Here is a 25,598-nt window from a genome sequence, read left to right on the forward strand (position 1 = left end):
ACAGCGAAATGTCGCCTGGTTGCGGGTGATGTGCCCGCACTGTCCCGGTGCGGACTCAGGGCAGCGTCAGTTCCGCGAAAGAGGAGATCCAATGATGCGGGGGACGTGCGGGATTCGGTTCACCGGGACGGTGGACACCGGTCACCGACCAGCCGGCGGTGACCGCGGCATCGAGTTCGTCGGGATGGTCGGACAGGAACAGGATGTGATCGGCGGGGGTGCCGATGCTGCTCGCGATCTTGTGGTAGGACGCGGGTTCGCGTTTCGGCCCCGCGCTGGATAGATCGAAGTAGCCGCTGAGGAGTGCGGCCAGATCGCCGTCGCGGGCGAAGGTGAACCAATCCTGTTGGTTGCGTACCGATCCCGAGGAGTAGATGTAGAGCCGCAGACCAGCGGCGTGCCAGGCGGCGAGGGCGGGCGGGACGTCCGGGAAGAACTCCCCGTGCAGTGCGCCGTTGCGGAAGCCCTCGGCGCAGATGATGCCCTGCGCGGCCTTGAGTGGTTCGGCCTTCACATCGGAGCCGAGCCAGTCGCGCAGGATCGCGGCGACCTCGTCGGTGTCGGCATCGGGGCGGCCGGCGAGTTCGCGGGTGGCCGCGATAATGGGCGCGGCCGCATCCGTGCGGTTTTCGGCCAGCCATTCGGGCAGGCGGGCGCGGGTGTAGCCGTAGAGGTCCTCGCGCACCGAATTGGTCGGGCTGGTGGTGCCCTCGATATCGACGACGACGGTGGCGATCACGGGGCCGTCAGCAGCTGATCGAGGGTCGGGAAACCCGAGCTGATGGGATCGCCGGTGAAATCGCCGACCCAGCCGTCGGCCTCCTCGAAGAAGCGGATGGCGATGAAATCGGGGCGGGTGCCCATATCGAACCAGTGCAGGGTGCCAGCGGGGACCGAAAGCAGGTCCCCGCCTTCGCATACCGCCGCCACGACCTCGTCACCGAGATGCAGATAGAAGCAGCCGCGTCCGGCCGCGAAGAACCGCACCTCGTCCTCGGCGTGCCGATGTTCGTCGAGGAACTTCGTACGCGCGCCCTCGGCGATCTGCGGCCACTCCGGATTCGCGTCGTCGGGGTGGATGCGGGCGATATCGATATGCTGGTAGCGGCCGGAGGCATTGAGTTCGGCCACCCGGTCGTCGTATTCGGCGAGCAGTTCGTCCGATGCGGTCGCGGTCGCATTGTCCAGCACCGGCCAGCGGTTGAAAGTAATGCCACGGGCGGCCAATTCGGCGCCGATCACCGCATCGTCGGTGGTGCGCAGCAGTACCTTGGCGGCATCGTCGGCGGCCATAACCTGCAACAGCGTCATGATGTCAGTCCAATCTCGCGGATCTCGTTCGGATTGCGTGCTGATCGTTTCGAGCGACCTGCGAGCAATCGCTAGCGGTGAAGGCCTCTCGACGGCCGGTGCGGGCCACTAGCTCGCAGAGGGCCTCGAGGCATTCGGTGCGGTCGCGTGCCTGGGAAAGATTGTCTCCCCATGTCGTGATCCCGTGTCCCGCGATCGCCAATATCGGTGCCGCGGTGGGATTTTCGAGCAGATAGGCCTCTACATCAGCGCCGATGCGTGCGACGTCGGGCCAATTCGGGAAGACGGGCAGGTCCAGGACGGTCGGATAGGTGCCGTCCGGCTGCTTGGCCACCAGACCCTTGATGAGTTCGTAGTCGGCGATCCGCAGGGTGGTCAGTGCGTCCGTCGAGCCGGCGCGCGTCGCGGCGGTCGTCGCGTAGGGCGGATGGATATGGACAACGGCCGCGGCATCGGTGGTGCGGTACACCGCCGTGTGAATTGTGGTCTCCGCCGAAGGTTTCCGCTGCTGATTCGGTGTCGGCGCGGAGTCGGCGATGCGGACGGTCACCATATCCGTGCCGGTCAATTCGCCCTTGGACAAACCACTCCCGGTGATCACCGCGGTATCGCCGGTGCGCACCGAGATATTGCCCGCGGTGCCCGGCATCCAGCCACGCCCGTACAACTCGCGGGCGATATCGGCGATGGCCGCCCCCGGATCACCTTCGGCCAGTTCGGCATTCGTGCCGTGGACGACACCCAGCTCGGTGACGACGGCCGTCACCAACTCCGCGGGCGTCACATCGAACGCCGGATTGAACACCTCGGTGTCGACGGGAGCCGTTGTGGCACCACCGAATCCGGTCACCTCGGCCGCGGCCCGCTGTTCGACGACGATATCGGCACCGGTTGCCATCTTCGGGTCACGCGTCGATTCCGGCGCGACCACGATGAACGGAATGCCATGGTGCTGGGCCGCGATCGCGAGCCCATAGGTGCCGATCTTGTTCGCGACATCGCCATTGGCGGTCACCCGGTCCGCTCCGACCAGCACGCAGTCGACCTGGCCGGTCGCCATCGCCCAGGCAGCCGCCGAATCGATGGTGAGCCGATACGGTATGCCCGCCTCGGCCAGTTCCCAGGCCGTCAGCCGGGCGCCTTGTAGCAGCGGTCGGGTCTCATCGACCAGGACGTTCTCGATCGCGCCGCGCTCTGACAGCACCCGCATCGCCCCGATCGCGGTGCCGAAGGCGCTTGTCGCCAGTCGCCCGGTATTGCAGTGCGTGAGCACCCGCAGCGGCCGGTCCGGGCACAGCCGCTGTACGAGATCGGCGGCATGGGTCGCGGCGGCGCGATTGACCCGGCCGTCCTCGGCCAGCATGGTCAGGGTTTCGGCGAGTACCGCCTCCGCACCGAGCGGCACCTTGGTCAGCACCCGCCGCACCGCCCAGGCCAGATTGACCGCGGTGGGCCGGGCATCCGCGATCCGTGCGGCATCGGCCTCGGCCCGCGCCACATCGACGACACCGTCGGTGGTATGCGCGGCGGTGGCGATGACCACGCCGAACGCCCCGGCGATGCCGATCGCGGGCGCACCACGGATGGCCAGCGTCTTGATGGCGTCGATTACCTGCTCGACCGTGCTGAGTCGCAGTTCACGCGCCTCGTGCGGCAGTTCGCGCTGGTCGATGGTGACCAGCGCACCGTCGTCCCAGATCAGGGAACTGTCGTCCATCAGGTGCATCCTTCGGTCGGGCACGGTCGGGGTGTTGTGCCTGGTCAACGGTATCGGACGGGCGGTGCCGCCGGAAACCCGCACCGGACCGGGCAGCGGCGCATCGTGCGCGCCGTGATCATCCTGCCCACTGGACCGACCCGGCCGCTACCCGCCGGATGTGCCGGGCCGCAACGCATCACTGTGATTACTGATGGGAGTTGCTGTCCGCCAATGACTTCGGTACACCGGTCGCGCCGATCGTCTTCAGCAGCAGCCGATCTCGGTGAGTCCTCGGTCGAGGAAGCGGATCATCCAGTCGAAGAGTTTGCCGGTCGATCCACGTCGCCGGAGATATGCGGGGCCCCGGCTGCGGCGGCCGTACTGTGCCCTGGTCTGCGGAGTGTGATCAGCATGTGCCCGCTGTCCTCGTCCGGATGACGACCTTCCTCGGCGAAGCCCATGGTGGTGTAGAAACCGCGGGCCTTGTGGTTGTTCTCGTAGACGTCGAGGGTAACGCTGTCGTGACGTGCCGCGGCAAACTCCACGAGGACTCGGCCGATGCCGGCACCCTGTGCGTCCGGATGTACGAACAGTCCGCCGATTTCCGAACCGAGCATGCCGAGCAGCGCGACAACCCGGCCGTTGGCGTCCTCGGCCACCCAGTTGTCGGCCTGGACGAGGTATATCTCACGCATCTTGCGCTCCCGCTCGCCACCGCCCTCACCGGGCACGAACGGGTGCGCGATCCGTGATGCGCGCGCCCAGAGGTCGACCACCACATCCTCGTCGGCAGGCCGGTACGGGCGTATACGCCCGACTGTGGCCGCTCGATAATCGGGTCCTGAGAGCACCACCGAATGGTATGCCGTGCCACCCAGGCGACCACGATCGCCTCCAGCACCGGACCAGCCGCGCGCACACCTGCCGATACCCGCCCCCGCCAACAGCGGATACACCACCACCCGCGAGTGCGGCGCCCCGCACCTGCACGGCGTTGGTCCGACCGTCGTGTGGCGGCAAGGACTTCCACGCCTTGCGCGGTGTACCCCTCAGCGTCGCACCGCGCGAGGTGATCGATCGGATCGGCGAATCCGGTTCCGGCAAAGGCGCATTCGGCCGGACCTTGCTCAGTCTGGTGCCCGTGCACGCGGGACAGGCAGAGCGGCGAGGATTTTCGCTGCCCGACTGCCGAACCGGGAGCCGCGTGCCCTGCGCAAGAACGTCGCGTTTGGTGGACCAGGATCTCACCGCGTCACTCGGCCCGCGGCACGGCATCGAGGACACCATCGGCGAACCAGGTGCACCGAGTCGCCACCTGCGCCCCAAGGTGGGCGATCTCCTCGAATCCTTCCGTCTACCACGCGATTACGCGGCGTGACGCCCCGGCGAACTAGCCTGCCTGTTCATCAGCCACGACCTCGCGGTGGTCCACCAGGTGGCCGACCCTGTCGTGGTGCTGTGCCAGGGCACCGTCGTCGAAACCAGACCTGTCGCCGAGGTATCCGCCTCCCCGCGCGCCGACTACACACAGCACCTCCTGGAAGTAGTCCCCATTCCCGATCCCACTCGCCGTATTCCCGACAGCCCAGCGCTACTGCGCCGCGTCGCCTGATCTGCCGCCGCCGTCGAATGATTGCCGCGCCGTTCGATTCGCTTCGATGGGCACGCAGAATTTCTGCGGCAAAAGGCAAGTCGCCGAGGCGTGGCCATCGGCGGTGAAATTCGACGCGTTCGAAAGAGTGCGTCAAATTTTGCGGATCGATCGGCCGGAATGTATTGCCGTGAATAGTTTCCCAACGGCTCCGAATCGGGCGACCGGGGCGAAACGAACCGGGCCGCGCGCAACCGGGCCGCCGGTTCGCGCATGGGAACCGGCGGCCCGTTTCAGATCAGTGCTGTCCGCTTCGGCGCTGGTCAGCGCCTCGCCGGTCCGAGCCCTGGCCGCGCTGATCATTGTCCATGCGGTCGCGGTCGCCGGCCGGGCCGGATCGGTTCATGCCCTGGTCCTGGCGCTGCTGTTGCTGCTGCCGTTCCATCGGTTTGGGCATTTTCTTAGGCGTTTTCTTCGACTTTTCAGCCATCTCCACTCGGTCCTTTCCGAAGTGTTGTTGTATTCGCCTAACCATCACACAATAGCGAGCGGACATCATCAGTGGAAGAAGAATTTCGATTCTTACATCTGGAGCGGGAGGAATTCGACGAGGTCGTCGTCGGTGGCCTCGGCGGGGACGACGACCAGACCATCACGGTCGACCAGGCCGCCCAGATGGGTGGTGCGGACCTGTGGATCGCCCAGCCAACCGCCGTAGGGGGCGAGCCGGGCCGCGACGATGCGGGGCACGGGCCCGGAGATCATGCTCGCATTGCGCAGTGGCCCGATCATCGGTCGAAGCTGATGGCTGCCGGTTCGGCCTTCGATGAGTGCTGGGGACAGGGCCATCAGCACCGCAACGGCCGCGAACGGGTTTCCCGGTAGACCGAGAATGGTTGTACCGCTGGATAATTCGGCAACAATGGTGGAGCCTCCCGGGCGCAATTTCAAGCGGTGCACCAGGATTCGGGCCTCGGCACGGGCGATCGCGGCACGCAACTGGTCCGCGGCACCGCCGCCGGTAGCGCCGACGATCACCAGCAGATCGCAATCGTGCGCCGCACCGAGCACCTCGTCGAAACCGCGCGGAGTATCGCGCAGGTGGACCTGATCGATTGCGCGAATTCCGTACCAGGACAGTACATCCGGCAGAATCGGTCCGATCGAGTCGCGGGTCTGACCGGTCTGCAGCGGGCCGGCGCTGCGGATCTCGTCGCCGGTCATGACGATGCGGGCCCGCACCGGGCCGCGCACCACCGCCTCGGTCACCTCCACACTGGCCGCGGCGGAGATCAGCGCCGCCGTGACCGGGGTGCCCTCGGACGCAACGAGATCGCCCGGATTCCGGTCCTCCCCGCGACGGCGAATATCCATGCGCACGGGGGAATCCTCGTGCTGATACAGCATTTCGTCATCGATCCGCGCGAATTCGTCACGGAGCACCCGCGTGGTTCCGTCGGGCACATGTGCGCCGGTGGCGATCCGCACCGCCTCACCCGGCAGCAGCCCGACCGGCCGCCGACCGCCCGCGAAGCCGATATCGCGCCGCAATCGCCACGGTCCGTCACCGGCGACCGCGTATCCGTCCATGGCGGAGACATCGAAGCGCGGCAGTGGTCCGACCGCCGTCAGCGGTGCGGCGAGCGCGGCACCGCGCACCGAACTCAATTCGGTCCGATACTCGGTGAGTCGAGAGATGTTGGTACGCAGGATATCCCGTGCCTCGTCGAGCAGCGGCGGCGTTGCGGTAGCCGGCACCGTCGGTGTGCGACGAGCCGCTCCGACGGTGCCGGCATCCCAAGCCATCCTGGCCCGGCGCACCTGCTCCTCGGTATCGCAGTCGGCGATACCGGCCATGGTGACGGTGACCGTATCGGCCGGGATCAGCGCCTTCATCGGCTGATTGATCAGCGAATCCAGCCGCTGCAACGCCTCCGCCAGTGCTTTGCGCCGCCACACGCCGATCAGATACTGCGGCCGACCGGATTCGTCGGCCGCGAACACCGCGTCCGCACCGGATTCGGTGCCGTGCCGAATCAACTCCCGCACTGTCGTCTGCGACAGGAACGGCAGATCTGCCGCGAGCACCACCACCAGCGGGGCGGCGGTCGGTCCGAGCGCGCGCAATCCGGCCCCCACCGCGGCGACCGGACCCGAACCCGGCGGCACCTCACGCACCTGCACGATCCGCGCGTCCAATTCGGGCCGCTGCGGTCCGACCACCACGGTGCGCGCACACGACGTCACCGCTGCCAGGGCTGCCTCGAGCATGGATCGACCGCCGATGACAATGGCGGGCTTATCGACGCCCCCCATGCGGCTGGCGCGTCCGCCCGCGAGCACGATCGCGTCGGCCGTGATCACCGGTCAGCGCTCGGCGCGAGAGAGGGCATGGCCGACATGCTAATTCGTCGGCTGTACAGATCCGGGGATGGCGGTCCGGTTCCAGCGGTCGATGGACTAGACCGTCGAATAGTCCGAGGCCGTTCGGAGCAGACAGAACTCATTGGTCTCCGGATCCGCGAGCACCAGACCGGGCGTGCCGCCGACATCGTTCGTGTCGACCTGGGTCGCGCCCGCCGCGCGTAGTCTGGCTACCTCGGCGGCCGGATCATCGGTGGGGAAGGACGCCAGGTCCAGGTGCAGCCGGTTGCGGCCGCGCTTGACATCCGGGGTGCGGACGAACTCCAGCCAGGAACCGAGCCCCGTCGCCGAACGGAGCCCGGCCACCTGCGCGCTGCCGTGGGCGATCGGCCAGCCGGAGGCGGTGGACCAGAACTCGGCGAGCCGTACCGGATCGTGGGTATCGATCACGATGGCGGCGACCGCGCCGGTATCCACGTACTCCTCGCGCGGTTCCAGCACGCAGAACTCGTTGCCCTCCGGATCGGCGAGCACCACCCACGGCACCGCGCCCTGGCCGATATCGATGTGCCGGGCGCCGAGCGCCAGTGCCCGGTCGACCAGCACTCGCTGATGATCGAGCGAGCGACTGGCCAGATCCAGATGTATCCGGTTTTTGCTGTCCTTGGCGCGCGTCGTGGGCAGGAAGGTCAGGGCCAGCTCGAGACCGTCCGGATCGGGCGCCGCCACATCGGTCTCGTCGGTGCGGTCGATCGTCACCGCCCAGCCCAGCAACTCGGCCCAGAAATCCGCGACGATCCGGGGCCGGTCCGCATCGAAGACGACACATGCCAGGCGGGTGGACATAATTCAACGTTAACCGTCGATCGACGGCGGCGGGGCCGTTTACGAGAGCGGAAAACGCGCGGCGCGCAGGTCGACTCGGCCGTCGCGGATCGGCACGCCCTCGGCGGCCAGCAGGCGCAACTGACGCTCGGCCAGATGCGCGGCGGGCTTACCGCCCGCACCGATCACCCGATGCCACGGCAGATCGGCGGCGTCGGTGCGCATGATCCAGCCGACCGTGCGCGGGGTGGACAATCCGGCCGCCGCGGCGATATCGCCGTAGGTGACGACCCGGCCCGCCGGCACGGTCGCGACCAGCTCCCGCACCCGCTCGACCTCGGCCTCGGTGGTGGCCATCCGACTACAGCACCGATCGGATCAGCGACGCGGTCTCGGCCGGCCGGGCCTGGGCGACCATATGGTCGCAGTCCCACTCGAGCATGGTCAGATTCTCGCCGAGGTGCGCGGTGAGCGCGGCGCGGAACTCCGGGGTGACGTACGGCGGCACCACCTTCATCGCCTGCACCAGGATCGTCGGCAGGTCCGCGGGCGGCAGCACATAGTGCCGGGCCAGCTGACCCCAATAGGAATTGACGGCGGGCAGGCTGACCCGCCAGCCGACCCGGCCGTCGGCGGTAGGCATCAGATGTTCGGTGAGCTCAGCCTCGAGCAGGCGCGGCTCCACCTCGCCCCAGCCGGTCGCGATCTTGTCCTGGCGCGCGTGTTCGACCGTGTCGTAGTCCGGTGAGGCCAGGCTGGACAGTGCGATGTCCACTAGGCGCTCCGGCTCCAGCGCGATCGCCGAATCGAGCAGGATCAGCTTGCGCACCAGGTCCGGATGCTGACGCACCAGGTGCAGCGCACAGGCACCGCCGAAGGAGTGCGCGACGACGACCACCGGTTCATCGGTCTCCGCGGCGAGCAGTTCGACCAGATCCGCGACGATGGTCTCGAAGTTCCATGGCGGCAACGAGGTCGAGCGACCGTGTCCGCGCAGGTCCGGGGCGATTATCCGGACATCGGGCAGATGTCGGGTGGCCAGTTCCTCCCAGCGTTTGCCGTGCCCGGTGACACCGTGCAGGGCCAGAACTTTCGGCCCGTCGGCAGGTCCGAACCGATACACATGCAGAGACGACACAGTTCTCATAGTGACGTATATCGAAATCCGTCGCAGATCGAGGCGTGTGTCGGACCTCACCGATCGGTGAATCTCCTGCGTGCCGTGTCGGACGTGTCTGTTGCAATAGCCCGCGTGGTGCGATCGGATAGCGCGGTGCGACTTGTTCGCCGGAACGTGGCGGCGCCCCCGGCTCGGACCTGGGGTGCCGATGTCCGCATGCTGTTCGATGCCGCGGCGACGGTCGGCCCGATTCGGCCGGACTGGCGGCCCTGGCAGGTGCTCGGCGGACCCGGAACCGGCAAGACCGCACTGCTCATCGAGCTGGCCGCCGAGCGCATCGCCGCGAGTGCCGATCCGGAATCGGTGCTGGTACTGACCCATTCGAAGCAGGCGGCGAGTACGGTCCGCGATGCCATTACCGCCCGGCTGACCGCTCCCGACGCTGCCGAGGGCGGGGTACCCGGTGCCACCAGGGAACCGCTGGTGCGCACTGTGCACTCCTACGCGTTCTCGGTATTGCGCAGACATGCGAGCGCACACGGCAATCCGCCGCCGCGATTGCTGACCGGTGCCGAGCAGGATGCCGAGCTGCGGGAAATGCTGCGTGGCGACCTGATCGATATCGCGGCCGGGGCGAGTGACCTGTGGCCGGAACAGCTGCAACCCGCGCTCGGCCTCGGTGGATTCGCCGAGCAGTTGCGCGATCTCATGCTGCGGGCTACCGAACGCGGTCTCGGACCCGAGGATCTGGTGCGGCTCGGCCGCGAGCACGGTCGACCGGTTTGGGTGGCGGCGGGCAGATTCGCGGTCCGATACGAGCAGTCGATGCTGCTGCGCTGGTCGGTCGGGGTGGAGGCGCCCGAGGCGACCGCACCCGCGCTGGATGCGGCCGAACTCGTCGGAGCCGCCCTGGACGCGCTGGCCGGTGATGCCGATCTGCTTGCCGCGGAACGGAATCGGATCCGATACCTGCTGGTCGACGATGCCCAGCACCTGGATCCGCAGGCCGCGCTGCTGGTGCGGGTGCTGGGTACGGCCGCACATACGGCGGTCGTAGCGGGCGATCCGGATCAGGGGGTATTCGCCTTCCGTGGTGCGGATTCCCGCTTTGTCGCGGAACTGCCCGCCTCGGATGGACAGCGAATCGTCCTGCGGGACAATCACCGATCGGGTGGCGCGGTGGAACTGGCCCTCGCGCGGATCGCGGCCAAGTTGCCAGGCAGTGCGCCACAACGCTTTTCGGCACCCGATCACGCCGTGGCGCCGAAGGACGACGACACCGAGGTGCGCGTGCGGGTGCTGGCCACCCCGGCGAAGGAGGCGGCCCTGATCGCCGACCATTTGCGCCGCGCTCACCTCACCGATGGTGTGCCATGGTCGCGAATGGCGGTGATCGTCCGGTCGGTGCCGTTGTCACTGGCTCCATTGCGCCGCGCCCTCTTGGCGGCCGGAGTACCCGTGCAACAGCCCGCGCTCGACGCGCCATTGGCTCGACGGCGCGGCGCGGCCTGGATGCTGCTCGCGTTGCGCGCGCTGCTCGCGGAGGATGCGCAGCGACGTGGGCGGCGGCGTTCGGCCGAGGCGATGTTCTCGGCCGAGGACGCGTTGGATCTGCTGGCCGGACCGCTCGGTGGCGCGGATCAGATCACCCTGCGGCGGTTGCGTCGCGGTATCCGGCGCAGTGTGCTGGAGTCCGCACGCCGCGAAATCAAGGCCGAACGGGCCCGCGCGAGTTCCGCGTCTGGTGCTGAACTGGATTGGGCCGCTGAGGGTTTACCCACGGATGAGGAGGGGTTCGCGCCGGACGAGGAAGACTTCGAGCTCGGCGCGGACCGCTCCGAACGGAATGTGACGACGGCCGAGCGGAATATCAGCCAGGTCGAACGGATCGCCGACGATGCCGATTGGTACGGCATCGAGCCGGAGTTCAGTAGTCGAGATATGGAATGGCAGCGCGACCCTCCCGAATCGGCCGTCGACGATTCCGAGCTGGATAGCGCTGACTCCGAACAGGGGAGTGCGGCACATCGACGTTCAGACGCCGCAGGGCGAGGTCGGGGCGATGCCGGGCTGGCCGCAGCCGAGTGGGGCGCGGATGATGACGCCAACCGAGGCGGTGGTGACGGTGAAAGGGGCGCAGACCAGACCGAACTGGTCGCGAGTGTGGACGCCTCCGAGCGGAACTCACTGCGAACCGAACAAGGTGGGGCGGATAAGCGGAGCAGCGACGATCCGAAAGGGGACGCATCAGCACCCGAACCAGACGGCCGCGATGCCCAATGGCGCGCGTATGTCGACAAATCCTCTGCGGAGGTGCTGCGTGATCTGCTGGTCGGCGCAATCGATCGGCGAATCATGGATCGGCTCACCGATGTCGAGGCGGCGCCGCTGAAGCGGGTGTTCGACGCGCTCGGTCGAGCCGGCAAGGCTCGGCGGCGCGGTGCCGGTCTCGAGGATGTGCTGTGGGCGCTGTGGACCGGGTCGCGGCTGGAGCGGCGGTGGGTGGCGCAGTCCGAACGCGGTGGGGCGGTAGGCATGCAGGCCGATCGTGATCTCGATGCCGCCGTCGGATTATTCGATGCCGCGGCCGCCTATGTGGATCGGCTGCCACGCGCGAGCATCGAAGGATTTGTCGAATTCCTTGTGCAGCAAGAGATTCCGCATGACACTAGATCGCTGACCGCGGCCGGGGAGGCGGTCGCGCTGCTCAGCGCGCACGCGTCCGCGGGCCGGGAGTGGGATGTGGTCGCAGTTGCCGCTGTGCAGGAGGGCATTTGGCCGAATCCGCGCCCGCGCGGCACCCTGTTGCAGACCGAGGATCTGGTCGATCTCACCGCGGGCATCGTCGACGCGGGTGCGGTGGTGAGCCGTGCGGCCCCGATCATGGCCGAGGAACGCAGACTGCTGTTGGTCGCGTGCAGCCGGGCCCGGCGGTCGCTGCTGGTCACCGCCGTGGAATCGGTATCGGGCGAACGCGATCTCGTACCCTCCCGTTTTCTGGCCGAACTCCTCGGCCACGATGGCGACAGCGAACCCGGCGCGCTCCCGGTCGCCGATCCGGGCCGCGCCCTGGTCATGCATGCGCTGGTGGCCGAATTGCGCGGTGTGGTCTGCGATTCCGAGGCCGAACCGGAGCGCCGACGCCGCGCCGCCCACCAACTCGCCCGTTTGGCACATGCCGGGGTGCCCGGTACCCATCCCGACGAGTGGTATGGCACGGCCGATCTCAGCTCGTCGCGTTCACTCTGGGATGACGACGACACCGCGGTTGCCCTGTCCCCGTCCACGGTCGAGCTGCTGCGCACCTGCCCACTGCGCTGGGCGCTGGAACGACATGGTGGCACCGACGGCGACAACCCGCACGCCGTCAAGGGCAATCTGGTCCACACGCTCGTCCAGGCCCTGGCGGGCAAGGTGCCGGAATCGCAGGTCCACGCGGCATTGGACAAGGCATGGCAGGCCGTCGATCCAGGCACCGGCTGGCATTCCCGTCAAGAATTGCGTCGGACCGAGGCCATGCTGGAGACCTTCATGGCCTGGGTGCGCAATACCCGCGGTGAATTGACCCAGGCCGGGGTGGAGGTCCCGGTCGACTGCGTACTGCCGCCGCGGACGGAAGACGAACGCGCCGTACGGATTCGCGGGCGGGTCGATCGACTGGAGCGCGATGCCTTCGGCCGGTTCGTCATTGTCGATGTGAAGACCGGGAAGTCGCCGGTCACCAAACAGGCTGCCGCCGACCACGCTCAGCTCGCGACCTACCAGGTGGCCGCCGCCGCGGGCGCGCTCGCCAGCACCGTGGACGATGCCGCGGAATCCGATACCGCCGCCGGGGAATCCGCCGAACCCGGTGGCGCGCGACTGGTCTATGTCGCCAAGCCGAGCAGCAAGGAAGGCGCCACCCAGCGCATGCAGCCCGCGCTCGATGCCGAGGCCCTCGATAAATGGCGGGGCACGATTCATGATGCCGCGGCCGCCACCCAGGGCCCTAGCTACCTCGCCATGCGCAACGATGGCTGTAGGCACTGTTCGGTTGCGGGCAGCTGCCCCGTCCAGGACACCGGAAGGCAGGTGACCGACGAATGAGCGGCGCCGTATCGCCGAACCGGCTCGCGGAGGCGCTGGGCCTCCCACCCCCCACCGCGGAGCAGGCCGCGGTCATTGCGGCCCCACCTGGACCGACCCTGGTGGTAGCCGGTGCGGGCGCGGGCAAAACCGAGACCATGGCCGCCCGCGTGGTGTGGATGGTCGCGAATCGTCTCGTCCTGCCCGATGAGGTACTCGGCCTGACCTTCACTCGAAAAGCCGCCCAGCAGTTGACCTCCCGCATCCGCACCCGGCTGGCCCGGCTGGCGGGTTCGCCGCTGCTGCGCGACATCGACACCGACGGTGAGTTGCGCGCCCAACTCTCCGGCGCCGAACCCGAGATCAGCACCTACCATTCGTATGCGGGCCGCCTGCTCACCCAGCACGGCCTGCTGCTGCCCGTGGAACCCGCCGCGACACTGCTGACCGAAACCCAGCTGTGGCAGCTAGCCCACCAGGTGGTCCGCAACTGGGACGGCGACCTCGACACCGACCGCACCCCGGTCTCGGTCACCGAGGCCGTCCTCGCGCTGTCCGGCCAACTCGCCGAACATCTGGTGGAACCCGAACAACTCGCCGAGGCCCACACCGAACTCGAGAAACTGGTGCACACCTTGCCCGCGGGCCCACGTCAACGCGGCGGGCCGAGCCAGGCTCTGCAGAACATCGTCCAAGTGCAACGCGAACGCGTCGCCCTGCTGCCCCTGGTCAAACAGCTCGCCGAGGCGTTACGCGGCCGAGGCGCACTGGATTTCGGCGCCCAAATGTCGCTGGCCGCCCGTCTCGCCGCCGAACATCCCGAGGTCGCCGCCGCCGAACGTGCCCGCTTCCGCCTGGTCCTGCTCGACGAGTACCAGGACACCGGCCACGCTCAACGCATCCTGCTCGCCGCGCTGTTCGGCGGATTGTCCCCGCAACCGCACGTCAAGCGATCACGAGAATCCGCCGACACACCGAAGTCGAGTGAGCATGTTGGGGATTCCGGCGGGCCGGATCTCGACGCTCAGGGGATTCAGTCGGATGCCGAGCACAGCACAGCGAGCCGCGCCGGACAGCGTTTGGCGGTCACCGCGGTCGGTGACCCGATGCAATCGATCTATGGCTGGCGCGGCGCATCCGCCGCCAACCTGCCCAGGTTCGCCACCGATTTCCCCAGCGCCCCAGGCATTCCCGCGCCGATCCTGCCGCTGCTGACCAGCTGGCGCAACCCGCCGGAGGCGCTGGCCCTGGCGAATCTTGTCGCCGAACCATTGCGTCGCAATGCTATCGACAGCGGCGGCGTAACCGTCGATGCTCTACGCGCTAAACCCGATGCCGAATCCGGCATCGTCGCGCTGGCGCTCACCGAAACCGTTGCCGACGAACGGGATTGGGTGGCGGACCGGATCGCGGCGGAATGGGCGACCAAACGCGAGGCAGCGGAGCCGCCACCGACCTCGGCCGTATTGGTGCGACGCAATGCCGATGCCGCTCCGCTCGCGGAAGCCCTACGCGAACAAGGACTTCCGGTGGAAATCGTCGGCCTCGGCGGCCTGCTCGCCACCCCGGAGGTCGCCGATATCGTCGCGACGCTGCGGCTCATCGCCGAACCCGGTGCGGGCAGCGCGGCCATGCGGATTCTCACCGGTGCCCGCTGGCGCATCGGTGTCGCGGACCTCGCCGCGCTCGCCCGCCGCGCCCGGGATTTGTCGATCAGCCGTCTGCACGGCAATGAAGTCGATGAAATCACCGATTCGACCGCACTGGCGGAGGCGCTGCGCGAGGTGGCGCCCGAACCGGCCGAACAGGCGGGGCTAGCCGACGCGATCGCCGATCCTGGCCCGCCGGAACAGTATTCGGAGTCGGGATGTAAGCGCATCGTCACCTTGGGCCGGGAACTGGCCGCATTGCGTGAGCGCAGTGGTCAACCGCTCGCCGAACTGGTCGCGGATGTGGAACGCACCATCGGCGTCGGTGTGGAAACTCAGGCCCGCCGCGCCATGCTCGGCGCCGGTGCCGGACGCGAACATCTGGATGCCTTCGCCGAGGTGGTCGCCGGTTACGCCAGCGATCCCGGCGCCTCGCTCGGCGGCCTGCTCGCCTTCCTGGCCGCCGCCGAATCTGTCGAAAACGGCCTGGAACCGGGCGAAGTCGAAGTCGCGCGGGACCGTGTCCAGGTGCTGACCGTACACGCGGCCAAGGGTCTGGAGTGGGAGATCGTCGCGGTACCGCACGTGACCCGCGGCGTCTTCCCGTCCGGCGCGGCCTCGGGCACCTGGCTCGGTGCACTCGCCGAACTCCCCACCTCCCTGCGCGGTGACCGCAGACAGGAGGATGCCGCCGAGGGCGTCCCCGTACTCGACCTCGCCGACCTCTACGATCGCGCCGATCTGGAGCGGGCGATCAAGTCCCATAAGGAATCCCTGGACCGCCGCCGCATCGACGAAGACCGCCGCCTGTTCTATGTCGCCCTCACCAGAACCGAACGCGTCCTGTTCGTTTCCGCCCACCACTGGGCCGAAACCGGCACCGCGCCGAAGGGGCCATCGGATTTCCTCCTGGAACTCAAACACGCCAGCGAGGCCCCCGATAGCCCGGCCAATGGCGCGGTCACCTTCGACCGCTGGGACGACGCCCCCGATGTCGATGCCGTCAACCCCTTCACCGACAACCCCGCAACCGCCGAGTGGCCCCGCGACCCGCTCGGCAACCGCCGCCGCCCGATTGAACAGGGGGCGTCCCTGGTCCGCGCCGCCCTCGCCGAACTTACCGCACAACCTGGCACCGGCGGCACTGCGATGGACCGCATGGCCCGAACAGCACCCAACGACAAGGCAACTGCCCCAGTCGATTTCGTGGACCGCGCGCCCCATGACATCGACATGACACCGACTGTAGCCCCTGCCACCGACAACTTTGCCGACCCGAAAACAACAACCGCTCGGTCCGCTGAGCCCGCTGCGGTCGCGCTCTCGGCCGACCCGTATGCGGATGTCCCTCCACCCGGTCTTCCCGATGTGCCCGGACCGTTTGACGATGTCTACGAACCGTCCGCGCGCTTCCCGGATGTGCCGGATCCGCAGGACCCGGATAGCTTTTCGCGGCCTGCACGCGGCTTCGACTCGAATTTCGACGAGTTCGAGCCACCTTTCGAGGTCTTCGAACCGCCCTTCGACCACGTCGAACTACCCCCGGACGAGTACGGCGCAGCGATCTCCGAACCCACACTGCCCCACGATCATTCCCCCGACCCCGACGACCCCGACGGTTGGGCCGCCGATGTCGACGCCCTCCTCGCCGAATTCGAAGCCGACCAAGCCATTGCCGAGGAAGTCGAACTCCCCGGCCAGATCGCCGCGACCGCCCTCGTCGAAATGCGCGCCGACCCAGCTGAACTCGCCGCCCGCCTGCGCCGCCCACTGCCCTTCCCGCCGAATCCGCTGGCCCGCCGCGGCACCGCCTTCCACGCCTGGGTGCAGCGCTGGTTCGCCGCCGATCGGTTGCTCGGCTTCGACGAACTTCCCGGCGCGGCCGACAGCTCGGCCGCCGACGCGGGCCTGGACACCGAGCTGGTCACCATGCAGGAGTCCTTTCTCAACTCATCGTGGGCCCATCGCAGCCCGCTCGAGGTGGAGATCCCCTTCGAAACCTCCATCGCGGGCACGGTGATCCGCGGCCGGATGGACGCGGTCTTCGCCGAACCCGGCGGCGGTTGGATCGTGGTCGACTGGAAAACCGGTGCCGAGCCCGCACCCGCCGACGAGCCCGCGGTCGCCATGCAGCTGGCCGTCTACCGACTGGCCTGGGCCAGGTTGATGGCGGCGCGCGACCACGGCACCGAAGCGGAAATGCTCGAACGCATCGGCGCCGCATTCCATTACGTGCGCACTGGACGCACCATCGCGCCTGCCGAATTACCCGGCCCGGACGAATTGGCCGAGCTCATCCGGAATGCGGCGCCGACGCCCCTGGAATGATCCAGAGATTCACCAACCGTTCGCCTCGGGGCCGAGCGTCGCCGGCGGAACCCGGTAGGCTGCCGTGCGTGCCCGAGGGACAAGCAACGCCGGAGACGGCCGACGCCGTGGGATCGGCGAGCACAGTGGCGGCGGGTGCGTCCGGTGTTCGGTGATCGCGCGCGCAGTGTCGGACTGTCCAGTCGGCCGGATTTCGCATTGGTCGGGGTGCTGCGCATCCCCGAAATCCAGACCAGCCCAGGGGCTTCGCTGGTACGCCGGGTGCTCTTCGCGATCGGCCTGCTGTTCGCCGCGACGCTGGTGGTGTACTTCGGGCGCGGTGGCTACCACGACAATTCCGGTGACGAGCTGTCGTTCCTCGACGCCCTCTACTACGCGACGGTATCGCTGTCGACCACCGGCTACGGCGATATCACGCCGGTGACCCCGGAGGCCAGGCTGGCCAATATCGTCATCATCACCCCGCTGCGCGTGCTTTTCCTCATCGTGCTCGTTGGTACCACCATCAGCGTGCTCACCGAGCGCTCCCGGCAGGCATTCAAGATTCAGCGTTGGAGGCGCAGCGTGCGTAATCACACCGTGGTCGTCGGGTACGGGACGAAGGGCCGCACCGCGATCGATGCGATGCTCGGCGACGGCATACAGCCCGCCGACATCGTCGTGGTCGACACCGATGCGGTGACGCTGGAGGCGGCGGCGAATGTGGGCCTGGTGACGGTGCACGGTTCGGCCACCCAGTCCGATGTGCTCCGGTTGGCCGCTGTGCAGCGGGCCGCCTCGATCGTGGTCGCCACCAACCGCGACGACACCGCCGTCCTGGTGAGTCTCACGGCGCGCGAACTCAATAAGAGCGCCAAGATCGTGGTCGCCATTCGCGAGGCCGAGAACACCCATCTGCTGCGCCAGTCCGGTGCCGATTCGGTGGTCGTCTCCTCCGAGACCGCGGGCCGGCTGCTCGGCATCGCAACCACTACCCCGACCGTCGTGGAGATGATCGAGGATCTGCTGACTCCCGAAGAGGGCTTCGCGGTCGCCGAACGCGATGTGGAACCGTCCGAGGTGGGCGGCTCTCCGCGCCATCTCGGCGATATCGTGCTCGGCGTGGTGCGCGACGGTGAGTTGATCCGGGTGGGGCAGGCCGAGGTGGACGCGCTGGAAGCGACCGACAAGCTGCTCTACATCCGGCACGCACGCCGGTGATAATGGCGCGATAGTCTCGAACCGTGGCCTCTGGATTTCAGCTCAATGGTGTTCCATTGCTTTCGCGTTCAGTGCTCGACCGGGCCGAGGAGATCCGGGCCGACGAACAGGCGCTGAAGGAGGGCTGGGCCGAGGCCGAGTTGCTCCGCATCAATTCGCGCGGGCAGTTCCGCTTCGAAGACGGTGCGCTGGTGCTGGCACCGGCGATCGACCTGTCCGCCGAGCCGAATCCGGCCGCGGTATTCCTCGGCATCCACGGCGGCAAACATGTGTGGGCGGTGCGGGATGTCGAACTGCAGGGCACGCTGACCGATCTGCGCGCCATGGCGGGCGGTCTCGATGATCTGACCGCTGACCTGCTCACCTCCGCCATGGCCCTGCTGAACTGGCACGACAAGGCCGGATTCGATGCTGCCGACGGCACCACGTCCGTGGCGACCAAGGGTGGTTGGTCACGGGTCACCGAGAACGGCCGCGAAGAGTTCCCGCGGCTCGATCCAGCGGTCATCTGCCTGATCCACGATGGCGGAGACCGGGTGCTGCTGGCCCGCCAGCACACCTGGCCGACGACGCTGTTCTCGCTGCTCGCCGGATTCGTGGAGGCGGGGGAGTCGCTGGAGCGGTGCGTCGAGCGCGAGATGCGTGAGGAGGTCGGCCTCGACGTGCGCGACATCGCCTACCTGGGCAGCCAGCCGTGGCCATTCCCGCGCTCGCTCATGCTCGGCTTCGCCGCCATCGCGGATCCCGATCAGCCGCTGACCTTTTCGGATGGCGAGATCGCCGAGGCCTACTGGTACACCCGGGCCGAGGTGCGCGAAGCCCTGGCCGTCGGTGACTGGTCCGCGCAGAACCAGGGCGCGCGGCTATTGCTGCCGGGTTCGATCTCCATCGCGCGCACCATCGTGGAGTCCTGGGCCGCGCTCTGATCGAAGACATGCGAGAGTTCCGTGCGGGTCGATCGGTCCGCACGGAACTTTCGCAGTCTGATCAGGCGAGCGCGGCCAACGTCTGTTTGACCGTGGCCAGCGACGGATTCGTCGCCGTGGACCCATCCGCGAACTTCACTGTCGGCACCACATGGTTGCCGCCGTTCACACTGCCGACGAACTCGGCCGATGCGGGATCCTCTTCGATGTCGATCTCGACATAGCTGATACCGGACTCCTCCAACTGCTTCTTCAGTCGTCGGCAGTAGCCGCACCAGGTGGTCGAGTACATCGTCAAGGCGGGGGTCACGTCACTCACGGACCGTTCAACATTTGACGGCCCGATCCTGTTCCATCGGACTTGCGCAGAATTTAATATGCGCGCATACTAAATCCATGACAACGATCGCCACCGCACAAGCCACCTCGACCGCGGCACCCGCCGCCTTCTTCGCCAAGTGGGCCGATATGGCCACCTGGCCGGAATGGAACAACGACACCGAATGGGTCCGCCTGGACGGCCCGTTCGCGCAAGGTGCCTCCGGCACCTTGAAGCCGAAGGGTGGTCCCGAGGTGCCGTTCATCGTGGAGCGGCTCTCCGATCGCGAATTCGTCGACGTCTCCAAGCTCATCGGCGCCCGCCTGATCTTCGACCACCAGGTCGCCAGCGACGCGGAGGGCACAACGGTGACGGTGACCGTCTCGATCGAGGGACCGCTGCGCTGGTTCTGGACCAAGGTGCTCGGCGCGGACCTGGCCAAGTCGGTCGAGCCCGATCTGCGTGCGCTCGTTGCCGCGGCCGAGGCGGTGCTCGTATGAAGTACTGGCTGGGTGTGGTTTCCCTGGAGCATGTGCGTCGCGGTGTCGAACTCGGCATCGCCCAGGTCAACCACGGTAAGCGGACACCGCTCGAGCGCATGCGTCCCGGCGACGGATTCCTTTATTACTCGCCGCGCGCGGGCATGCGCAGCGGTGCGCCGATCCGGTCCTTCACCGCCATCGGCACCATCGACGACCGGCCGGTCTGGCAGGCGGATCCACGGGATGGCGGCTGCTTCCAGCCGTGGCGGCGCGCGGTGCACTATCGGACCGATGCTCGCGAGATCCCCATCGACGACCTGCGCGACCAACTGGATCTCACCAGCACGTCGAATTGGGGCATGGTGCTGCGCCGCGGGCTGGTCGAACTGACCGCGCACGATTTCGCCGTGATCGCACAAGCAATGATCGACGAACCAGTGGTAAGGGAGGCAGATGAGTGAGGACAGTGGCCTGCGCAGCCGATTCGCCGAGTCGGACGAAAGTCCGGGCCTCTTGCTCTGGCAGGTGACCAATCGCTGGCAGGCCGCTCAGCGCGCGGCACTTGCCGCCTACGAGCTCACCCACGTGCAGTTCGTCCTCTTGGCCGCGCTGACCTACCTCGCTGCCGGCCGGGATGAACCGGTCATGCAACGCGATCTGGCCGCCCACGCCGCCACCGACCCGATGATGACCTCCCAGGTGCTGCGCGCGCTCGAGCAGAAGGGGCTGCTCGAGCGCCGCGACCATCCGCACGACCGCAGGGCCAAGGCCCTCGTCCCCACCGAAGACGGTGTGGCACTGGCGAATCGGGCGATTGTCGCGGTCGAGAACTGCGATCACGAATTCTTCGCCCCGCTCGACGGCGATACGCGTGCATTCGCCGGCGCGCTGCGCCGCCTGCGCGATCGCTAGTGGCGCGACCGAGCCCGCGAAACGGTGCGAATCCGATCCGAACCGGATCCCTTGGGGCCCGACTTGTCGGCGGACACTGCCATGATGTGTGTCGTGTCGGCAACCAGTACGAGCGAGCCCACCCGCCCGGAGTTGGCTGATGCTTCAGCCGGGGGGCTTGACCCCGAACAAGCCGCGGCTGTCCGCGCGCCCCGGGGTCCGGTCTGTGTGCTCGCGGGTGCCGGTACCGGCAAAACCAGGACCATCACCTATCGCATCGCGCACTTGGTTTCCGCCGGACACGTCAAGGCCGACCAAGTGCTCGCGGTGACGTTCACGGCGCGCGCGGCGGGGGAGATGCGCGGCCGCCTGCGTGCGCTCGGACTCGGCGGCGCGGCCAATCAGGTGCAGGCCCGCACCTTCCACGCGGCTGCGCTGCGCCAGCTCAAGTACTTCTGGCCGCAGGTCGTCGGCGATGTGCCATGGCAGTTGCTCGATCGCAAATTCCCGATCGTGGCGCAGGCCGCTCATCAGGCCGGATTGCCTTCGCACACCGAGGCCGTCCGCGATCTGCTCACCGAAATCGAATGGGCGAAGGCCACTCTCATCGCGCCGGAGGACTATCCGGCGGCCATGGCCAAACACCGCCGCGAGCCGCCCTATGACCCGATGCGGGTCGCGGCGGCCTACAGCGGCTACGAAAAGTTGAAGGCCACAGCGGACGGTCTGCTGCTCGACTTCGACGATCTACTGCTGCACACCGCCGCCGCGTTGGAGGACTATCCGTCCGTGGCCGACGAATTCCGCGGGCGCTACCGCAGTTTCGTGGTCGACGAATATCAGGACGTCACGCCATTGCAGCAGCGGGTGCTCGATGCCTGGCTCGGCGACCGTGACGATCTGACCGTGGTCGGCGACGCGAACCAGACGATCTACTCGTTCACCGGTGCGACCCCGAGCTATCTGCTGGACTTCTCCCGCCGCTTTCCGGAGGCGACGGTGGTCCGGCTGGAACGCGACTATCGCTCGACACCGCAGGTGGTCTCGTTGGCCAACCGGGTGATCGGCGCCGCGCGGGGGCGCATTGCGGGCACCCGGCTGCAACTGGTCGGCCAGCGCGACGACGGCCCGGAACCGATTTTCGCCGAATTCGACGACGGCCCGGCCGAGGCCGATGCGGTCGCGCGGTCGATCAAGAAGCTGATCGCCGCGGGCACACCAGCCGCCGAGATCGCGGTGCTCTATCGGATCAATGCGCAGTCCGAGGCCTACGAACAGGCGCTGACCGAACTCGGCCTTCCCTATCAGGTCCGCGGTGGCGAGGGTTTTTTCACGCGAACTGAGGTTAGGCAAGCCATATTTGCATTGCGTCAGGTGGCTGCTCGCGAGGATCTGCCCGACCAGTCCCGCAGCGGTAAGGCCCTGGTTACCTTGGTGCGCGCCGCGCTCGCGCCGGTCGGTCTCACCGCAACCGAGCCCGCGGGCGCCCAGGCCCGTGAGCGTTGGGAATCGCTGCTGGCGCTGGTGCGGCTGACCGAAGAGCTGGTCGAGCACGACGACACACTCGACCTGATCGGTCTGCTGCGCGAGTTGGCCGCCCGCACCGAGGCCAGGCACCCACCGACCGTCCAGGGCGTGACCCTCGCATCGCTGCACGCGGCGAAGGGGCTGGAATGGGATGCGGTATTCCTCGTCGGCGTCGCCGACGGGACGCTGCCGATCGCGTATGTGCTCGGCGACGACGGTTCGGTCGCCGATCAGGCCGCGCTCGAAGAGGAACGGCGACTGCTCTACGTCGGCGTGACCAGGGCCCGCGAATATCTGCAACTGTCGTGGGCGCTCTCGCGCGAGGGCAGTAGGCGCACACGGCGGCGCTCCCGATTCCTGAACGGCCTGGTACCCGATGACTCGCCGGCGTCGCGAATCGCCGCACCGATTTCCGATACCGCCTCGAACGGTGTGCGCCCAACCTGCCGGGTATGTGCTAAACCATTGATCGGCACCTACGCCACCATGCTGGGTCGCTGCCGCCGCTGTCCGGCCGAACTCGACGCCGAGCTACTCGCGGCGCTACAGGCGTGGCGCGCGGAGAAAGCGCAGGATCTGCGGGTGCGTGAGTTCGTGATCTTCACCGACACCACACTCACCGCGATCGCCGAGCAACTGCCCGCCGTTGACAACGCGCTCGCCGCGATTCCGGGAATCGGGGCGAAGAAGCTGGAGCAATACGGTGCCGAGGTGTTGGCGATAGTGGCATCACGGCTGCGGTCAAGCCCACAAAACCGCAGGTAGAAAATAGGTTGTCGCGATGCGTGGCAACACATATGGTGGGAACACGCACCGGGAGGTCATCTCGGCGCGCATAGTTACCGACACGAGTACAGGAGGGAGGCAGACCAATGAATGGCAATACGAATTTCAACGCCAATGGCGTTGCGGTGAATGCTGCATCCGTCATGTCTGTCTCCCGGGGGATCCTCGCTGCTTTGCAGGGGATCGGTCTGTCCGGTGTCGACCTACACGGGGATCAGGGCAAAGCCATGAGCATGCATTCCCCGAGTTGCGTCGTCATTCAGGACAAGCCCAGCGCGGGCTGGCACCCGGCCTTTGCCATTACGGCAGAGGCTGGCGTCTTCGCAGTCGAGGCCGGATATGCACCGGCAGATCTGCGGGCAGCACGCCTGCGCCGCACCGCACACCCAGCGACCGTGATCAGGATTCGACAGAGATGTCGAACTAGGTAGGGAACACTCCCAGACCTCCTGGCCACGGATCGCCCGACGCGAAACCGTGGCCAGTATTTTTTACCGGCCCTTCAGCCAGCACCGGCCTCGGTTTCGCGGAACGAACGAACGTACCGCTGCAAACGAGCTGAAGGAGAACGACGTGTTCACCGCAGAGAGGCCACAAGCCACTACTGACGTGACATGCCGAACCGTGGCGCTGGCCACCCGCCCCCGGGAGGTTGCAAAGGTCCTGCCCTGTCGAGCCGGAGACCCCGATCTGTGGTTCGCCGAGAGCCCGGTCGAGTTGGAACAGGCCAAGGCGCTATGCGCGTCTTGCCCCATCCAAAAGGGCTGCCTGACCGCGGCCATGGATCGGCGCGAGCCGTGGGGTGTCTGGGGCGGTGAGATCTTCGACCAGGGTGTCGTGATCGCCCGCAAGCGCCCGCGTGGTCGCCCGCGCAAGGTCGCGATCTCGGCATGAGATCCATGCCTGCTTTTCCCCCGGTAGACGGGGCCCTCCCTCCGGTCGCTGAGGCCGCCTGTCCGGTCGGTTCGGATTCGGTCGAATCCGATCGACCCGAATCCGATCGGTACATGGCCCAGGAACGAGAAAGCAAACAAGCCGCTCACCGTGAGATCCGGTGGGCGGCTCGTTTGCGTTCTCGGCCAATCTATTTCGGCTTCGTTCAGCTCGCGGAGCGCTCCTCGTAGAAGCCGGGCATCCAGGTCCGCACCAGTTGCATGAACGGCAGTTCCGCATCGAGCTGGGCCAGGATGCCGACCGAACCGCCGAGCACGCGGAAGATCATCACGTACTGCGCGGGCAGTTGCAGTGCCCGCGCGGTCTTCATATTCGGACTGCTGATATCGGAGGCCTTACCCGCCACCCGCTGCATCCACTTGCGGGTGAAGTGAAATGAATCGGTCTGGATCGGATCGGTGAACGGCCGCAGGTAGTCGGCGATTTCCTCATCGGTAATGGTCCGGCCCGGAATCACCCAGCCGTTGTCGTACATGAGCTCGATCAGTTCATCGAAGCGTTCGTCGACTTCGAGCGCCAGCATCCGGCCGAGGACCTCCGGAAAACCGTCCGGCATGGGCGCGCAGGCGCCGAAATCGATGACGGCCAGTTTGCCGTCGGGCAGCATCATGAAGTTGCCGGGATGCGGATCGGCGTGCAGCAGACCAGCGGTCTCCGGTGAGGAGAAGTGGAATTTGCCCATCAGTGCCGCTGTCCGGTTGCGCAGCGTGCGCGTGCCCTCCGGATCCTCGGCCCCCTGCTTGATGATCTGCGAGACCGGGGTGCCGTCCAGCCATTCGGTCACGATCACCTTCGGCGCGCTGGCCACCACCTTCGGCACCACGATCTCCGGATGTCCGTCGAAAGCCTTGGCGAAGGCGCGCTGGTTGGCGGCCTCATTGCGGTAGTCGAGTTCCTCCTCGGTGCGCTCGGTGATCTCGGCCAGCAGCGGCTTCACGTCCGCGCCCGGAATCACCGAGGTGATCAGACCGGTCATCCGCGACAGCGTCTTGAGGTCGGCGCGCAGCGCCTCGTCGGCGCCCGGATACTGCACCTTTACCGCGACAGCCCGGCCGTCCGACCACACCGCCTTGTGCACCTGGCCGATGCTCGCCGATGCGGCGGGAAGGTCGTCGAAGGACTGAAAGCGGTGCCGCCACTGGGTGCCGAGCTGCTGGTCCAGAACCCGGTGCACGGTCTCGGCGGGCATCGGCGGCGCGGCGGCCTGCAGTTTGGTGAGTGCCTCGCGATAGTGCTCGCCGAATTCCTCGGGAACCGCGGCCTCCATGACGCTCAGCGCCTGGCCGAACTTCATCGCACCGCCCTTGAGCTCACCGAGCACGGTGAACAATTGCTCGGCGGCCTTCTGGTTCAACTGGGCGTTGATCTCCCCTTTATCGCCACCGGCCAGCCGCTTCCCTAACCCGACGGCGGCTCGTCCGGCGATACCCAGCGGAATCTTGGCTAACTTCGCATTGCGGGACGAGCGACGGCGCACGATCTCAGACACGTAACCCATCATGGCGGAAGAACCTGGACGATCGCCACGCCAATCTTTGATGTCCTTGCCTGGCGGACTGTA

General features: G+C 67.3%; 23 protein-coding genes. 12 read left to right on the forward strand and 11 right to left on the reverse strand.

Annotated features, from left to right (window positions below):
* Positions 1-55: 55 nt before the first annotated feature.
* From mtnC to AB0J29_RS14620, 4 genes are all read right to left on the reverse strand, one after another.
* A complete protein-coding gene (gene mtnC / locus AB0J29_RS14605) occupies positions 56-739 on the reverse strand; it encodes an acireductone synthase (RefSeq protein WP_364784896.1) in 684 nt (227 codons plus the stop codon).
* The gene (locus tag AB0J29_RS14610) at positions 736-1,311 is read right to left on the reverse strand and encodes a cupin (protein WP_364784899.1); all 576 of its coding nucleotides are present in this window, start codon (positions 1,309-1,311) and stop codon (positions 736-738) included. The genes mtnC and AB0J29_RS14610 overlap by 4 nt, the downstream gene beginning before the upstream one ends.
* A gap of 4 nt (positions 1,312-1,315) precedes the next feature.
* The gene (gene mtnA / locus AB0J29_RS14615) at positions 1,316-3,028 is read right to left on the reverse strand and encodes an S-methyl-5-thioribose-1-phosphate isomerase (protein WP_364784902.1); all 1,713 of its coding nucleotides are present in this window, start codon (positions 3,026-3,028) and stop codon (positions 1,316-1,318) included.
* Between the two features lie 290 nt (positions 3,029-3,318).
* Entirely contained in the window at positions 3,319-3,861 is a 543-nt protein-coding gene (locus tag AB0J29_RS14620) for a GNAT family N-acetyltransferase (protein ID WP_364784905.1), read from the reverse strand.
* Positions 3,862-4,043: 182 nt separating this feature from the next.
* On the opposite strand from AB0J29_RS14620, the gene AB0J29_RS14625 reads away from it, so the two are divergent.
* Entirely contained in the window at positions 4,044-4,388 is a 345-nt protein-coding gene (locus AB0J29_RS14625; protein ID WP_364784908.1) for a hypothetical protein, read from the forward strand.
* 57 nt (positions 4,389-4,445) lie between these two features.
* Positions 4,446-4,622, forward strand: a complete 177-nt coding sequence (locus AB0J29_RS14630; protein WP_364784911.1) for a hypothetical protein — start codon at positions 4,446-4,448, stop codon at positions 4,620-4,622.
* A 277-nt stretch (positions 4,623-4,899) separates the two neighbouring features.
* On the opposite strand, the gene AB0J29_RS14635 is transcribed toward AB0J29_RS14630, so the two are convergent.
* The 5 genes from AB0J29_RS14635 to AB0J29_RS14655 all read right to left on the reverse strand — a co-directional run bounded on the left by AB0J29_RS14635 (position 4,900) and on the right by AB0J29_RS14655 (position 8,937).
* A complete protein-coding gene (locus tag AB0J29_RS14635; protein ID WP_364784914.1) occupies positions 4,900-5,091 on the reverse strand; it encodes a hypothetical protein in 192 nt (63 codons plus the stop codon).
* 92 nt (positions 5,092-5,183) lie between these two features.
* Entirely contained in the window at positions 5,184-6,965 is a 1,782-nt protein-coding gene (locus AB0J29_RS14640) for an NTP transferase domain-containing protein (RefSeq protein WP_364784917.1), read from the reverse strand.
* A 96-nt stretch (positions 6,966-7,061) separates the two neighbouring features.
* The gene (locus tag AB0J29_RS14645; RefSeq protein WP_364784920.1) at positions 7,062-7,811 is read right to left on the reverse strand and encodes a VOC family protein; all 750 of its coding nucleotides are present in this window, start codon (positions 7,809-7,811) and stop codon (positions 7,062-7,064) included.
* A gap of 39 nt (positions 7,812-7,850) precedes the next feature.
* Entirely contained in the window at positions 7,851-8,147 is a 297-nt protein-coding gene (locus AB0J29_RS14650; protein ID WP_364784923.1) for an MGMT family protein, read from the reverse strand.
* A 4-nt stretch (positions 8,148-8,151) separates the two neighbouring features.
* Positions 8,152-8,937 (reverse strand): alpha/beta fold hydrolase, encoded by a 786-nt coding sequence (locus tag AB0J29_RS14655; RefSeq protein ID WP_364784926.1) that lies wholly within the window; start codon positions 8,935-8,937, stop codon positions 8,152-8,154.
* A 189-nt stretch (positions 8,938-9,126) separates the two neighbouring features.
* On the opposite strand from AB0J29_RS14655, the gene AB0J29_RS14660 reads away from it, so the two are divergent.
* From AB0J29_RS14660 to nudC, 4 genes are all read left to right on the forward strand, one after another.
* Complete coding sequence (locus tag AB0J29_RS14660; protein WP_364784929.1) at positions 9,127-12,996, forward strand: PD-(D/E)XK nuclease family protein; 3,870 nt, start codon at positions 9,127-9,129, stop codon at positions 12,994-12,996.
* Positions 12,993-16,952 carry an ATP-dependent DNA helicase gene (locus tag AB0J29_RS14665; protein WP_364784932.1) on the forward strand — a complete coding sequence of 1,320 codons (3,960 nt, stop codon included), beginning with the start codon at positions 12,993-12,995 and terminating at the stop codon, positions 16,950-16,952. The genes AB0J29_RS14660 and AB0J29_RS14665 overlap by 4 nt, the downstream gene beginning before the upstream one ends.
* A gap of 135 nt (positions 16,953-17,087) precedes the next feature.
* Positions 17,088-18,152: an NAD-binding protein gene (locus AB0J29_RS14670; RefSeq protein ID WP_364784935.1), complete on the forward strand. Its 1,065-nt coding sequence runs from the start codon at positions 17,088-17,090 to the stop codon at positions 18,150-18,152.
* A gap of 23 nt (positions 18,153-18,175) precedes the next feature.
* The gene (nudC, locus tag AB0J29_RS14675) at positions 18,176-19,078 is read left to right on the forward strand and encodes an NAD(+) diphosphatase (RefSeq protein ID WP_364784938.1); all 903 of its coding nucleotides are present in this window, start codon (positions 18,176-18,178) and stop codon (positions 19,076-19,078) included.
* Between the two features lie 61 nt (positions 19,079-19,139).
* Here nudC and AB0J29_RS14680 read toward each other — a convergent pair whose 3' ends face one another.
* On the reverse strand, positions 19,140-19,370 hold the full coding sequence (locus AB0J29_RS14680; RefSeq protein ID WP_364785210.1) for a mycoredoxin: 231 nt from the start codon (positions 19,368-19,370) through the stop codon (positions 19,140-19,142).
* 104 nt (positions 19,371-19,474) lie between these two features.
* Between AB0J29_RS14680 and AB0J29_RS14685 the strand changes: the two genes are divergently transcribed.
* The 6 genes from AB0J29_RS14685 to AB0J29_RS14710 all read left to right on the forward strand — a co-directional run bounded on the left by AB0J29_RS14685 (position 19,475) and on the right by AB0J29_RS14710 (position 23,977).
* Positions 19,475-19,897 (forward strand): SRPBCC family protein, encoded by a 423-nt coding sequence (locus tag AB0J29_RS14685; RefSeq protein ID WP_364784941.1) that lies wholly within the window; start codon positions 19,475-19,477, stop codon positions 19,895-19,897.
* Complete coding sequence (locus AB0J29_RS14690) at positions 19,894-20,340, forward strand: EVE domain-containing protein (protein ID WP_364784944.1); 447 nt, start codon at positions 19,894-19,896, stop codon at positions 20,338-20,340. Before AB0J29_RS14685 ends, AB0J29_RS14690 begins: the two co-directional genes overlap by 4 nt.
* Entirely contained in the window at positions 20,333-20,791 is a 459-nt protein-coding gene (locus tag AB0J29_RS14695) for a MarR family transcriptional regulator (RefSeq protein ID WP_364784948.1), read from the forward strand. Before AB0J29_RS14690 ends, AB0J29_RS14695 begins: the two co-directional genes overlap by 8 nt.
* Before the next feature lie 84 nt (positions 20,792-20,875).
* Positions 20,876-23,062, forward strand: coding sequence for an ATP-dependent DNA helicase UvrD2 (locus AB0J29_RS14700; RefSeq protein WP_364785213.1), 2,187 nt, complete (start codon positions 20,876-20,878; stop codon positions 23,060-23,062).
* A gap of 107 nt (positions 23,063-23,169) precedes the next feature.
* Positions 23,170-23,514 (forward strand): hypothetical protein, encoded by a 345-nt coding sequence (locus AB0J29_RS14705; protein ID WP_364784951.1) that lies wholly within the window; start codon positions 23,170-23,172, stop codon positions 23,512-23,514.
* Positions 23,515-23,707: 193 nt separating this feature from the next.
* Complete coding sequence (locus AB0J29_RS14710; RefSeq protein ID WP_364785216.1) at positions 23,708-23,977, forward strand: WhiB family transcriptional regulator; 270 nt, start codon at positions 23,708-23,710, stop codon at positions 23,975-23,977.
* 205 nt (positions 23,978-24,182) lie between these two features.
* Here AB0J29_RS14710 and AB0J29_RS14715 read toward each other — a convergent pair whose 3' ends face one another.
* Entirely contained in the window at positions 24,183-25,538 is a 1,356-nt protein-coding gene (locus tag AB0J29_RS14715) for an AarF/UbiB family protein (RefSeq protein ID WP_364784954.1), read from the reverse strand.
* Positions 25,539-25,598 lie beyond the last annotated feature (60 nt).

Source organism: Nocardia sp. NPDC049707 (assembly GCF_040674855.1).
Taxonomy (GTDB): Bacteria; Actinomycetota; Actinomycetes; order Mycobacteriales; family Mycobacteriaceae; genus Nocardia.

Bases quoted from the DNA above. Each gene is read 5' to 3' on its own strand.
- AB0J29_RS14610 (WP_364784899.1), bottom strand. From the start codon at position 1,311: ATGACGCTGTTGCAGGTTATGGCCGCCGACGATGCCGCCAAGGTACTG.
- mtnA (WP_364784902.1), bottom strand. From the start codon at position 3,028: ATGGACGACAGTTCCCTGATCTGGGACGACGGTGCGCTGGTCACCATC.
- AB0J29_RS14635 (WP_364784914.1), bottom strand. From the start codon at position 5,091: ATGGCTGAAAAGTCGAAGAAAACGCCTAAGAAAATGCCCAAACCGATG.
- AB0J29_RS14645 (WP_364784920.1), bottom strand. From the start codon at position 7,811: ATGTCCACCCGCCTGGCATGTGTCGTCTTCGATGCGGACCGGCCCCGG.
- AB0J29_RS14650 (WP_364784923.1), bottom strand. From the start codon at position 8,147: ATGGCCACCACCGAGGCCGAGGTCGAGCGGGTGCGGGAGCTGGTCGCG.
- AB0J29_RS14655 (WP_364784926.1), bottom strand. From the start codon at position 8,937: ATGAGAACTGTGTCGTCTCTGCATGTGTATCGGTTCGGACCTGCCGAC.
- AB0J29_RS14660 (WP_364784929.1), top strand. From the start codon at position 9,127: ATGCTGTTCGATGCCGCGGCGACGGTCGGCCCGATTCGGCCGGACTGG.
- AB0J29_RS14665 (WP_364784932.1), top strand. From the start codon at position 12,993: ATGAGCGGCGCCGTATCGCCGAACCGGCTCGCGGAGGCGCTGGGCCTC.
- AB0J29_RS14680 (WP_364785210.1), bottom strand. From the start codon at position 19,370: ATGTACTCGACCACCTGGTGCGGCTACTGCCGACGACTGAAGAAGCAG.
- AB0J29_RS14685 (WP_364784941.1), top strand. From the start codon at position 19,475: ATGACAACGATCGCCACCGCACAAGCCACCTCGACCGCGGCACCCGCC.
- AB0J29_RS14690 (WP_364784944.1), top strand. From the start codon at position 19,894: ATGAAGTACTGGCTGGGTGTGGTTTCCCTGGAGCATGTGCGTCGCGGT.
- AB0J29_RS14695 (WP_364784948.1), top strand. From the start codon at position 20,333: ATGAGTGAGGACAGTGGCCTGCGCAGCCGATTCGCCGAGTCGGACGAA.
- AB0J29_RS14700 (WP_364785213.1), top strand. From the start codon at position 20,876: ATGTGTGTCGTGTCGGCAACCAGTACGAGCGAGCCCACCCGCCCGGAG.
- AB0J29_RS14705 (WP_364784951.1), top strand. From the start codon at position 23,170: ATGAATGGCAATACGAATTTCAACGCCAATGGCGTTGCGGTGAATGCT.
- AB0J29_RS14715 (WP_364784954.1), bottom strand. From the start codon at position 25,538: ATGATGGGTTACGTGTCTGAGATCGTGCGCCGTCGCTCGTCCCGCAAT.